This is a genomic window from Polaribacter sp. Q13 (genome assembly GCF_016858305.2).
In the GTDB taxonomy this organism is placed as follows: Bacteria; Bacteroidota; Bacteroidia; order Flavobacteriales; family Flavobacteriaceae; genus Polaribacter.
Genome location: NZ_CP074436.1, coordinates 3279770 through 3292359, shown reverse-complemented (window position 1 = coordinate 3292359; position 12590 = coordinate 3279770). Strand labels below are relative to the sequence as shown.

Here is a 12590-nt window from a genome sequence, read left to right as displayed (position 1 = left end):
ATGAAAACAAATAATAAAAATGAAATTACTCGTAAGCAAGCAATTAAAAAAATTGGGAATTACGGTAAATACGCTGCTTTAACAGCATTAGGTACTTATCTAATTTTAAACCCACAGAAAGCGCAAGCTTCTAGTCCTGAGGCTCCAGGTGCTGGGTTCTAAAAATAAAGTATTACAGTTGAGGAATTGTAATACTAATTCTAAAAAGGTTGTCAAATTTGGCAACCTTTTTTATTTTAAACTACTTTTTATAAAGGCTGTCAAATTAATTTTTGATAGCCTTTTTTTATATGGGTACTTTCACCCTTTTAGATAAATCAGTATTTATGCTCTTAAATAAAGAATACTTTCTCGGTAATTTTACAGTATTCTTAATACCTTTTAAGAATAGCCGAATCCGAAAAGCTATATAGAGTAGGAAATATTTTAAATTATATATTATGAGCACAAATTCAAAACAAGCAGTTTTAGATGCATTAAAAAAAGAAGGAGTAACAAACTTAGAGCAATTTGCAGATTTTGCTTCTAACCTAGCTAGTAAAGGAGACCAAAAAGGAAATCCAATTGTTATGACAGCAATTATTTCTCCAGGATTTTTTGTATCTCACTAATTCTTATAAAGAAGAGTATTCAATAAGAATACTCTTCTTTATTATAAAACATGAAACAACAATTAGAAATATCGATTGATAAAAGTCTTACTTGGATAAATAATAATCTGCATTACTTTAATATAAATAGTAATGATGTAGAAAAAAATCCGAATTTAGATATGCAAAGAAAACGTTTAGGAGAACTTGCAATAACATTGTTAATTCTTAGCAGAAATACTTCTTATAAAGAAGACTATCGAGCAAAAAAAATCATCTCCTTTATAAAAGAAATTTGTAATTCTAAAGATTTTTACAGAGGTATTACAAGAGATCTTAATCTTTTCCCTTTCTATTTAATGTTATACAATGGTTTGTATAGTATGAAAATAGAATTTAAAGACTATAAACAATTATTACAAAACATTATAGATGCAAACTTTATGGATTGCATTGAACGAACTGCTTGGAACCAAATAGATTTTAAATATCAATTAGACTTTGGAGGTTTTAAACATAATATGGCTTCTTATGATCAGATGTACAAAACTTCTAGTTTGTATCACCTTCCAAATTTAATTCACATAAGAGATATTGATGTATATGCTTTAACGCATATTTTATTTCATTTAACTGATTTTGGAAATAAAAATATAGATCATCTTTTAGAAGATAAAAAAGATAAAACAGCCGAACATATTGGTAATTTAATGATAAAATATGCATTAAAGGAAGATTGGGATTTACTAGCAGAACTTTTAATCTGCTGTCATAATCTTAATTACAGAAACCATCCTTTGTTTATAGAATGTTGGCAAAAATTATTAAATGCACAAAATAAGAAAGGTGATTTTACAAGTAGGTATATACAAGAAAAATTGAAAAAAGGAGAAATGGTAAATGATAAAGATGTCTTTGACGTAAACTACCATCCAACTCTAGTTGGCTTATTTGCATGTTTATTAGAACACGAATATTTAATAAATTAATTATGGCGTTTCAAAAAGTACTTAAAAAAGGATTCTATTTTGCAATAAAAAACACAAATAATACGGATAAAGAAACCGCTTTAACAGCAATTATTTTAGCTTCAATTTGTAGTTATAAAGACACAAAAATTCAAAAAGAATTTAAACATTTAATAAAAGAGTTTGAAAAAAAAAGAACTGAAAAAGTTAATCTAAAAAACCTACAATTATTATTACAATATGCAATTGTCTATTTTGAAGTTAATGAAGAATATCCTAAAGGATTAAAAAATTTAATAATTGACTATTATAAGGTTCTTTCTTCTGAAAAAATCACAAAAGAGTTACTTCCCTCTTTTTTACTTTTAACAACTGCAAACAAACAACATATTAGTAGTAAACACGTACCATTCTCTTTAAAAATAGCATCTAATTTTACTACTATGACAAAAAAAGAAATTGGTTTTCTTTTAAATGAAATTGAACAAAAAACATATCATGGTTTAATTTCTATTACAAACCGTCCTCTTAAATTAATTACAATTTTAGAAGCTTTTTTAATAATAGCTTGTAGCGATTATAATTTACAACAAGTGAGTAGAATATTAAATGCTTTATCCTACGTTAATGCTCCAAACTCATTAGCAATAAATACTGCCTTAACTTTTTTAACACACAACCAAAGTACAATTGGGTTTATTGGATACTATGAAAAAGAGTTTTCTTCCTTAGAAAAAAATCAAAAAGTAAATGAAATAGGGATACAATTGTCTTCTACTCTACAAACAATTTCTGCAATGCTAACTTATAAAACTGGGTTTCGATTTTATACTTCCTTAGGAAAAAACGATAAACAAAAAAAACATGAAATGGAACTTATACAAACATCCATTAGCTAATACTAATATTAAAAATGGAGCTACAGTTGGCACGCTATTAAGTATCTATATTAGTAATGATAAGAAAACACTTAAACGTGTTTATGATATAAATGGAACAACTGTTTCTGGAAAAAAACCAGTGATAAATTCTGTTTTAGAAATGCGAAAATTATTTGCGAATGAACTGCATTGGCTATCTATTCTTAAAGACAGTAAATATGTTCCTACATTAATTGATTATAATGAGAATGAAATGAGTATTGTTCAAGAGTTTGTTAATAATGATTTATATACCATTCTAGCAAACAAAGAAAAAATGCCAAAAAACATAGTACAACAAGTTGTTGAAATGTATAATGAGTATCAAAAAAATGGATTATTTAAAGGGAATGGAGATCCTAGAAATTTAGCAATTAAAAATAATCAACTTATTGCTTTCGATTTTAAATGGGCTAAACAAAGAAGTGAAAAAGGAGTTTTTTATGAATGGATTAGTATGTGTCATTTTTTAAAAAGAATTCACCCTAATCTACTTCAAGAATTAAAAGCAACTTTTAATGATTTTCCTAAAGAAGAAGAACTTCTAAAAATTTATTAAAATGAACAAACCAAATTTACCTTTATCAAAAGATCAAATAGTATTTTTTAAAGAAAACGGATATTTAATTTTAGAAAATATTATTGAAAAAAATATTACTGATACATGGCTTTCTGATTTTGAAAACTATTTCGGACTTGATATTTCAAAACCGACTTCTTATCCATTAAAAGAGAAAGGAAATGGAAAAAGTGTTAATTTTTTAAAATTTTCTAATAAAAAAAATACAATTAACAATCATTCTAAAATTAAAAAAGCTGTACAACAATTAGCAGGTAAAACTATAGATGGTGGTATGGAGCAATTTATTATTCATGCTCCTAACCCTACAAAAAAATGGGCGTTACCTAATTTAGCACATATAGATTTAACGCCTAAAAATTTTAATTGGCGTTTTATGATTGGGTACACTGCCTACGCGATTGAAACCAAAGAAAATGGAGGCTGTTTTATTTTTTGGCCAAAAAGTCATAAAAAAATATGGAAGTTTATAAAAGAGAATCCAAATTATTATTTTGATATTTCAAACCTAACTGCAGATAAAATTCAAGAAAAATACCAAGAAATTGTATCTGGAAAACCAATACAATTTACAGCAAAACCAGGTACTGTTTTATTATGGCATTCTATGCTTCTACACAATGGTTCTATGAATACAAATGCAACACCTAGAATAGGAATATTTGGACGGTTTGGAAAACATTTAAAAGAAAATGAAACTAGAGAAACTTTTAAATCTATGTGGGGAGATTGGTCAATTTAATCTTTAAATTGTTTCGAAAAACCAGAACCCGTATTATCTACAACTTGCCAATCGTAAATTACAGAGAGTTGATAAATTTTAGATAATTCTTCAAAAAGCCTTTCTTTAGCTTTCTTTTTTAAATCAGTTACTTCAATTGTTTGTTTGATTTTCTCAATACTTTTTTGGTTGATTTTATTTAAATCATACTTAGAAAAAGTATTAAACTGACTTTGTTGTAAATCGAAATATTTTACATCAGGAGAAATTACAACTTCTTCTTTTGGTATCTTATTGATGATAATTCTTTTACCAATAGAATCTATTTGAATTTCTAATTTAGATAAATCATATCCAACCTCAACATTGGCATTTACCGTAATAATAGCTTTTTTATCAAAAGAAAGATAGTCGTAAAAATATTTTTTAGAATCTGAATAATTATAAACTTCAGAGAAAGTACCTTTAGAAACAACTAGTTTACTCAAATTCTTAATGGAGGTTACCACAACTTGTATTTCCTCTTTTTCGTGTGTTGCCTCCTTTTTATTGCACAAAAATTTAGCAAATATAAATCCCAAAAGAAAAATAGTAAGATATTTAAGATAACGCATAATTTTAGACTTTTTGAAAAATTAAAAAAACATCATCAACAGACAACTTTAAAACCTTAAATACAAATAAATCTTTGCGAAAACTCTGTAATCTTCATGAAACAACTACTCCACTTCCTTTGGAAAAGCTTGTTTGCTAAAAAGAAACAATAAAACAACGCCAATACTTATAAAAGCATCTGCAGGATTAAAAATATATTGAAAAAAGGTATACATTTCTCCTCCAATAAAAGGAATCCAATCTGGTAAAACACCTTCCCATAAAGGAAAATAAAACATATCTACTACTCTACCATGAAATAATTCTCCATAAGGTTGGTCTGCAAAAAGTGTTGCTACTTTATTATTAGATCCATCAAAAATAACTCCATAAAAAACAGAATCAATGATATTACCCACTGCACCAGAAAAAATTAAAGCAATCGCAATAATTACGGCATTGTGTACTTTTCTTTTTATATTTTGCCATAACCAATAGATAATTCCAGTTACAGCAACCAGTCTAAACAAGGTTAAAAAAAGTTTACCTGCTCTACCGCCAAACTCAAAACCCATTGCCATTCCGTTATTTTCTGTAAAATGGATTTTAAACCAATCGAAAACCACTACTTCCTCACCTAAGATAAAGTGTGTTTTTACATATATTTTTATAACTTGATCTAAAATAATAGCAATTAAAATAGTTAGAATAGCAAGACTCTTTTTTGACATTTTTATTTAATTTGTACGCACAAAAATAACAATATTATTGTGTTTATTGGGCTGTTAAGAAAATATTAGCTTTTATAGAATTTATACTAATTTTTTTATCAGATTTTTCTACTAATTTTTGATAGCTTTTTTCAAAAAAAACATCGTTAATTTTAATTTTACCTTTTTTAGAAACAACATCAATATTTGTACTATTTATGGATGCGTATAGGTTTCCTGAATACATTTTTACAAGTAAATTTGCCTTTACTTTATGTAAATTTAAAATCCCTTTTTCAATAAATATTTTTAAATCTCCTTTATAACTTTTAGCTTCAATATTTATTTCATCACCAAAAATAGTAAGGTCTTTATTATTTGGAATTTTTATAATGGCACTTGCTCTATGCAATCTTTCTGTAATAAACTTTCTAAAAATTTTCTCTTCTAATATAATTTCGGGTATGTTAAACTGAATCTTTACCATATTATATTCTTCCTTATACAGAATATGTTGTTCTGCTACGTTTTCTGCTATCAAATAAATTTCCACAAAATTAGAATCCGAATTTTCTATCACTAAATTATCTAACCCTAGTGTAGAAATTTCTATTTCTTTTAACTGGGTTTCAAAATTTTTCATGACTTTTTTCTGCGATAAAATCACAGTAGAAATCAATAAAAAGAAAAAACAAATTTTCGACTGCGCTCTAACCAACATTACGTAAAAAATTAAAAAAAAAGCTTCTTAAAAAAGAAGCTTTTAAATTATTCTATAAATTAAGTATTATTGTTTACGTTTCGCTTCTATACTTAACGTTGCATGAGGCACTATTCTTAAACGTTCTTTCTGTATTAATTTACCTGTTACTCTACAAACACCGTACGTTTTATTTTCTATACGTAATAAGGCGTTTTTTAAGTCTCTAATAAATTTTTCTTGTCTTATAGCTAACTGAACATTTGCTTCTTTGTTCATTACTTCAGAACCTTCATCAAAAGACTTAAATGAATGAGAAGTATCGTTTGTACCGTTATCTGAATCATTTTTATAAGCAGCTTTTAACAAAGCTAAATCTTCTTGTGCTCTCGCTATTTTTTTTTCTATAATTGCTTTAAACTCTTGTAAGTCTTCAGCTGAATATTTTAGTTTTACTTCTGACATAAATCCTACATTTTTTCGATTAATATTCTACTTTTTATGGTATCAAACTCAATTTCTGTACCATCTTTTAATTCATCAACAAAAACCAATTCCTTAGTTAATGTTTCACTCATTATGTAGTCTTTATTATCCGTGATAGATTTTTGTAAGTTCTCGAAATTTAAAACCGTTAATTTTATTCTATCTGTTACTTCTAAACCTGTGTCTTTACGTGCATTTTGGATTCTGTTTACCAATTCTCTGGCAACTCCTTCTTTACGCAATTCTTCTGTTATGGTAACATCTAAAGCTACTGTTAACGCTCCTTCATTTGCAACTAACCACCCTTCTATATCTTTAGATGATATCTCTACATCTGAGAGTTCTAAAATAATGCTTTTTCCATTAATGTTTAGAGAAATGTTTTTATCTTTCTCTATTTTGTTAATATCTTCTTGGTTAAATTTCTGCACCTCAGCAGCAATAAAACGCATGTCTTTTCCAAACTTTGGACCTAATGTTTTAAAATTAGGTTTAATTTGTTTGATTAAAATATCTGAAGCATCATCTAAAATTTGAATCTCTTTAATGTTTACTTCATTTTTAATAAGGTCTGCAACCGCTAAAATTTCTTCTTTCTGTTGTGCATTATCAACAGGAATCATAATTTTTTGTAATGGCTGACGCACTTTTATCTTTTCTTTTGCTCTTAGTGATAAAACTAAAGAAGATATAATTTGTGCATTTTCCATTTTACGCTCTAAGCTCTTATCTACAAAACTAGCATCGTACACTGGGAAATCTGATAAGTGAATACTTTCTGATGTTTCTTTACCAGTTACAGAGTTTAAATCTTGATACAATCTGTCCATAAAAAATGGTGCAATTGGCGATGCTAATTTTGCAATCGTATTCATACAAGTGTATAAAGTTTGATATGCAGAAATTTTATCTGTTTCGTAAGTTCCTTTCCAAAAACGTCTTCTACTTAAACGCACATACCAGTTACTTAAGTAATCTTGCGTAAAATCTGATATTGCTCTTGCAGCTCTTGTTGGCTCATATTGTTCATAGAATTTATCAACCTTATTAATTAAAGTATGTAATTCTGATAAAACCCAACGATCTATTTCTGGTCTTTCTTCTAAAGGAATATCTGCTTCTTCATAAGAAAAGTTATCAAGGTTAGAATATAAAGTAAAGAACGAATAGGTGTTGTATAAAGTTCCGAAGAATTTACGTTTTACCTCTTCTATTCCGTCTAAATCAAACTTTAAATTATCCCAAGGATTTGCGTTTGCAATCATATACCAACGCGTTGCATCTGCACCATACGTAGATAATGTTGTAAAAGGATCTGTTGCGTTTCCTAAACGTTTAGACATTTTATGTCCGTTTTTATCTAAAACCAACCCGTTAGAAACTACGTTTTTATACGCTACAGAATCAAAAACCATCGTTGCAATTGCATGCAATGTATAAAACCAACCTCTGGTTTGATCTACTCCTTCTGCTATAAAATCTGCAGGAAAAGATTCGTTTCCATCAATTTTTTGTTTGTTTTCGAACGGATAATGCCATTGTGCATAAGGCATAGAACCAGAATCGAACCACACATCAATTAAATCGCTTTCACGTTTCATTGGTTGTCCCGATGCTGAAACTAAAACAATTTCATCTACAATATTTTTATGCAAATCTATTTTAGCGTAGTTTTCTTCGGAATTATTATCAACTTCAAAATCTTCAAAAATATCTTTTGCTAAAACACCAGCTTCTACAGCCTTTGCCATTTCTTCTTTTAATTCCTTTACAGAACCCACACAAATTTCTTCTTTACCATCTTCTGTTCTCCAGATTGGTAATGGAATTCCCCAATAACGAGAACGAGATAAATTCCAATCGTTTGCATTTGCCAACCAATTACCAAAACGTCCAGTTCCTGTTGATTCTGGTTTCCAGTTAATGGTTTTATTTAGCTCGTGCATTCTATCTTTTACATCAGTTACTTTAATAAACCAAGAATCTAATGGATAATATAAGATTGGTTTATCTGTACGCCAACAATTTGGGTAACTGTGTTTATATTTTTCAACCTTAAAGGCTTTATTTTCTGTTTTTAACTTAATAGCTAGTTCAACATCAATAGATCTTTCTGGCGCTTCACCATCATTATAATATTCGTTCTTTACATATTTACCTGCAAACTCGCCCATTTCTGGTCTAAATTTACCTTGTAAATTTACTAAAGGAACTAAATTATCATTTTCATCTTTTACCAACATTGGTGGAATTGGTGGTACTGCTTGTTTGGCAACCATTGCATCATCTTGACCAAAAGTTGGTGCTGTATGTACAATTCCTGTTCCGTCTTCTGTTGTCACAAAATCTCCTGCAATTACTCTAAAAGCATCTTGCGGATTGTCGTTTGGTCTACAATAATCTAAAACGGGTTCGTATTTAATATCAACTAAATCTTTACCAATAAATTCTTTTATAACGTGATAAGGTATTTTTTTATCACCAGAATTATATGTTGATAATTCCTCAGTAGTTTCAACCTCAACATTATTTTTACCTGCAAATTGTTTTCCAACTAATTTTTTAGCTAAAATTACTTTGATAGGTTCAAATGTATATTGATTAAAAGTTTCTACTAAAACATATTCAATTTTAGGTCCAACTGTTAATGCAGTATTAGATGGCAATGTCCAAGGAGTAGTTGTCCAAGCGATAAAATAAACCGTTCCTTCGTTTTGCAAAAAGTCTGGTAATGTATTTTCTACAGCTTTAAACTGTGCAACAACTGTAGTATCTGTTACATCTTGATACGTACCAGGTTGATTTAATTCGTGAGAACTTAAACCTGTACCCGCTTTTGGCGAATAAGGCTGAATTGTATACCCCTTGTAAATTAATTCTTTGTTGTAAATCTGTTTTAGCAACCACCAAACAGACTCCATATATTTAGGTTCATACGTAATATATGGATCTTCCATATCTACCCAATAGCCCATTTTATTGGTTAAGTCATTCCAAATACCAGTGTAACGCATTACTGCTTTTCTACAAGCTGCGTTATAATCTTCTACAGAAATGGTTTTTCCAATATCTTCTTTGGTAATTCCTAATTCTTTTTCTACGCCCAATTCTATAGGTAAACCATGAGTATCCCAACCAGCTTTACGCTTTACTTGGTAACCTTTCATAGTTTTATATCGTGGAAAAATATCTTTAATAGCTCTTGCTAAAACGTGGTGAACTCCTGGAAGTCCGTTTGCAGAAGGAGGTCCTTCAAAAAATACAAAAGGTTTTGCATTTTCTCTAGAAGATACACTCTTTTCGAAGATGTTATTTTCTTGCCAATAGCTTAAGATTTCTTCTGCTACTTTTGGTAAGTCAAGTCCTTTATACTCAGGAAATTTCGCTTTCATTTTCTGTCTTTTCTAATAAGATTGCGAAATTAAGGATTTTCTTCTAATTTTTGAGTTTGTTTGTGAAGAAGTTACAAAGCATAAAAAAAGTTACAAAGTTGCAAAGAAACAAAAGACTAAACTTAGAAACTCTGTAACTTTGTAACTCTGCGACTATGTTACTTTTAATCTGTTACTCTTATTACAGACCACGTTCATTTTTTATCTTTTCATACGCTGCTTGTATGCTTTGAAATTTTTCATTAGCACCTTTTAAATGCTCTTCTCCTAAACCTTGTAATTTATCTGGATGGTATTTTTTTACCATTTTTCTATAACCGCTTTTCACCTCTGCATCTGTAGCTGTTTTTTCTAGATCTAAAATTTTATAAGCATTCTCTGAAGCATCATAAAACATAGCTTTTATAGATTCAAAATCGCCTTGGTTAATGTATAGATAACCTGCCATTTTACGTATTTCTTCTACCTCTGGCTCCGATACATTTCCATCTGCTTTTGCAATACCAAACAAAAAGTGCAACAATTGTAAACGAGATGCATGAGACATGTTTTGTCTAATTTGTATACAAACTTGGCGTGCAGAAACTTCCTTTTTTATAATTCCGCTAAAAAGTTTAAAAGCATTATTGGCTCTTTCTTTACCGTACATTCCAACAAATTGAGATCTTACAAAGTCTAATTCTCGTTGATCTACTTTTCCGTCAGATTTTATAACGATAGATGCTAAAACGAGTAAACTCATTTCAAAATCTCCAGATTGTGTGTTTGCAGAACTTCTACTAGTACCAGATTGTCTGTTTCTTTCGTAATCTATTTGTTCTTGATTTAAATCTTTTTCTGAAAAACCATCTACAAAACTACCTACTGCAAAACCAATGGCTGCACCTATTGGACCCCCAAAAGTAAATCCTAAACCTGCTCCTAACCATTTTGTAAAACTTCCCATTTTTTATTTTTTTGAAGTGGCAAAGATATAAAATAGATTGTTGGATTCTTAGATTGCTCGATTTTTAGATTACTGAATTATTGGATTGTTGAATCTTTTGAAGCTTTAAAAATAATTAGACCACATTTGCGTGAAGGATTGAAGCATTTGTTTGAGCTCTTTTTTGTTTTTCTCAAAAAAAGCGAGTGCGGAAAGCCTGACAATTTTTAAATAAAAGTGTAGTGTAAACGGAACTTTTATTTAAAAATGGGCATGCCCAAAAAGAAGTACTATTTATAGAGTATCAATTTTATTGATATTTCTATTGAAACTAGCATTTTTAGGATATTGAATTTTGTTAAACAAATACTTATCTTTGCATTTTAAATTTAGAAAATATGTATCCAGAAGAATTAGTAAAACCAATGCGCGATGAGTTAATTAACGCAGGTTTTGAAGCATTATATACCAGTGAAGACGTTGTAAACGCAATGGCTAAAGAAGGAACAACTTTAGTTGTGGTAAACTCAGTTTGTGGTTGTGCAGCAGGTACTGCAAGACCAGGAGCAATTGCCTCTTTAGGTGCAGATAAAGTACCAACAAACTTAACTACTGTTTTTGCAGGTGTAGAAAAAGAATCTACGCAAAAAGCACGTGAGTTTATGGTTCCTTTTCCTCCATCATCGCCAGCAATTGCATTGTTTAAAGACGGGAATTTAGTACACATGTTAGAACGTCATCATATTGAAGGTAGATCTGCACAAATGATTGCACAAAATTTAGCACAGGCTTACGAAGAGTTTTGTTAAGCTAATAAAAAGAATACTTTTTTTGATTGAAGAATCAAATTTTAAATCCACGTTTATTAACGTGGATTTTTTTTATGCCTTATAATTACTGTTATATTTTAAACTTACTAACCATTTAATAACCTAAGGCACCTAACTTTACCTTTATTTAAATTTTAAATAACATACTCCCTTTAATAATAAAGTTCCTTTGTTTAGTACTTATACTTTTAACTAACTTTTTTTTATTTTATGGAAATAACAGTAATGTATCTAGGTTTTATCTTAGCAGCTTACTCGGTTGTAGGAAACGACACAATACAAACATTAGGTACTTTTTTAAGTTCTAATGAACGAAAAAAATGGTGGGTTTTATGGTTCTTTGCTGGCGGAATCTTAGCTGTAACCTTAATTTATGGTTACTTTACACATAATGGCGACGTTTCTTATGGTAGGTTGGCAAAATATCCGTTACCAGAACCTTTTGCTTGGTACTATATTTTACCTCCTATTGTTTTAATGCTTTTAACCCGCACAGGGATTCCTGTAAGTACTTCTTTTTTAATACTTACCTTTTTTAATGAAAAGAACTTAACTGGTATGGTTGTAAAATCTATGTCTGGTTATTTAGTAGCTTTTGGGGCTTCTATTATACTGTACTTTATAATATCTAAAAGTGTTGAGAAAAAATTTATTAAAAACCCGATAACCCATAAACAAAAAAAATTGTGGACAACTCTACAATGGATCTCTACAGGTTTTTTATGGTCGCAATGGTTAATACAAGATTTTGCAAACATTTACGTGTACTTGCCTCGATCAATCAGTTATTGGGAATTAATAGGATCACTAATTATAATTTTAGGCTTATTGGCCTACATTATAGCTTCTAAAGGTGGAGCGATACAAAGTATTATTCGTTCTAAAACCAATACTGTAGATATACGTTCTGCTACTTTAATTGATTTTACGTATGGTATTGTTCTCTTTTATTTTAAAGAACTAAACAATGTACCTATGAGCACTACTTGGGTGTTTATTGGTGTTCTTGCCGGTAGAGAAATTGCTTTAAATTTTGTATTACGTAAAAATGAAGCCCGCAAAGACATGTTTAAAAGTTTAGGTAAAGATTTATTTAAAGTTTTTATAGGACTTGTTGTAAGTATTGCGCTGGTATATGGTGTTAAATTTTTAGCTACTTCACTTTAAGAAATAA

The 12590-nt window shown here is 29.3% G+C and carries 14 protein-coding genes; 8 read left to right on the top strand and 6 right to left on the bottom strand.

Annotated features, from left to right (window positions below):
• From JOP69_RS13890 to JOP69_RS13865, 6 genes are all read left to right on the top strand, one after another.
• A complete protein-coding gene (locus JOP69_RS13890) occupies positions 1 to 162 on the top strand; it encodes a hypothetical protein (RefSeq protein WP_203393197.1) in 162 nt (53 codons plus the stop codon).
• Between the two features lie 278 nt (positions 163 to 440).
• On the top strand, positions 441 to 611 hold the full coding sequence (locus tag JOP69_RS13885; RefSeq protein ID WP_203393198.1) for a hypothetical protein: 171 nt from the start codon (positions 441 to 443) through the stop codon (positions 609 to 611).
• A 50-nt stretch (positions 612 to 661) separates the two neighbouring features.
• Positions 662 to 1579, top strand: coding sequence for a hypothetical protein (locus JOP69_RS13880; protein ID WP_203393199.1), 918 nt, complete (start codon positions 662 to 664; stop codon positions 1577 to 1579).
• 2 nt (positions 1580 to 1581) lie between these two features.
• A complete protein-coding gene (locus tag JOP69_RS13875) occupies positions 1582 to 2457 on the top strand; it encodes a hypothetical protein (protein WP_203393200.1) in 876 nt (291 codons plus the stop codon).
• On the top strand, positions 2423 to 3037 hold the full coding sequence (locus tag JOP69_RS13870) for a hypothetical protein (protein ID WP_203393201.1): 615 nt from the start codon (positions 2423 to 2425) through the stop codon (positions 3035 to 3037). The genes JOP69_RS13875 and JOP69_RS13870 overlap by 35 nt, the downstream gene beginning before the upstream one ends.
• Position 3038: 1 nt before the next feature.
• The gene (locus tag JOP69_RS13865) at positions 3039 to 3800 is read left to right on the top strand and encodes a phytanoyl-CoA dioxygenase family protein (RefSeq protein ID WP_203393202.1); all 762 of its coding nucleotides are present in this window, start codon (positions 3039 to 3041) and stop codon (positions 3798 to 3800) included.
• On the opposite strand, the gene JOP69_RS13860 is transcribed toward JOP69_RS13865, so the two are convergent.
• From JOP69_RS13860 to JOP69_RS13835, 6 genes are all read right to left on the bottom strand, one after another.
• Positions 3797 to 4393 (bottom strand): DUF4230 domain-containing protein, encoded by a 597-nt coding sequence (locus JOP69_RS13860; protein WP_215602607.1) that lies wholly within the window; start codon positions 4391 to 4393, stop codon positions 3797 to 3799. The genes JOP69_RS13865 and JOP69_RS13860 overlap by 4 nt on opposite strands.
• Before the next feature lie 105 nt (positions 4394 to 4498).
• Positions 4499 to 5104 (bottom strand): lipoprotein signal peptidase, encoded by a 606-nt coding sequence (locus JOP69_RS13855; protein WP_203393204.1) that lies wholly within the window; start codon positions 5102 to 5104, stop codon positions 4499 to 4501.
• Positions 5105 to 5147: 43 nt separating this feature from the next.
• Positions 5148 to 5726, bottom strand: a complete 579-nt coding sequence (locus JOP69_RS13850; protein WP_203393205.1) for a hypothetical protein — start codon at positions 5724 to 5726, stop codon at positions 5148 to 5150.
• A gap of 144 nt (positions 5727 to 5870) precedes the next feature.
• Entirely contained in the window at positions 5871 to 6248 is a 378-nt protein-coding gene (locus tag JOP69_RS13845) for a TraR/DksA C4-type zinc finger protein (protein WP_203393206.1), read from the bottom strand.
• Positions 6249 to 6253: 5 nt separating this feature from the next.
• Positions 6254 to 9661 carry an isoleucine--tRNA ligase gene (ileS, locus tag JOP69_RS13840; RefSeq protein WP_203393207.1) on the bottom strand — a complete coding sequence of 1136 codons (3408 nt, stop codon included), beginning with the start codon at positions 9659 to 9661 and terminating at the stop codon, positions 6254 to 6256.
• Positions 9662 to 9842: 181 nt separating this feature from the next.
• Positions 9843 to 10607, bottom strand: coding sequence for a TerB family tellurite resistance protein (locus JOP69_RS13835; RefSeq protein ID WP_203393208.1), 765 nt, complete (start codon positions 10605 to 10607; stop codon positions 9843 to 9845).
• Positions 10608 to 10984: 377 nt separating this feature from the next.
• Between JOP69_RS13835 and JOP69_RS13830 the strand changes: the two genes are divergently transcribed.
• Positions 10985 to 11395 (top strand): BrxA/BrxB family bacilliredoxin, encoded by a 411-nt coding sequence (locus JOP69_RS13830; protein ID WP_203393209.1) that lies wholly within the window; start codon positions 10985 to 10987, stop codon positions 11393 to 11395.
• A 231-nt stretch (positions 11396 to 11626) separates the two neighbouring features.
• Positions 11627 to 12583 (top strand): hypothetical protein, encoded by a 957-nt coding sequence (locus JOP69_RS13825; RefSeq protein ID WP_203393210.1) that lies wholly within the window; start codon positions 11627 to 11629, stop codon positions 12581 to 12583.
• Positions 12584 to 12590 lie beyond the last annotated feature (7 nt).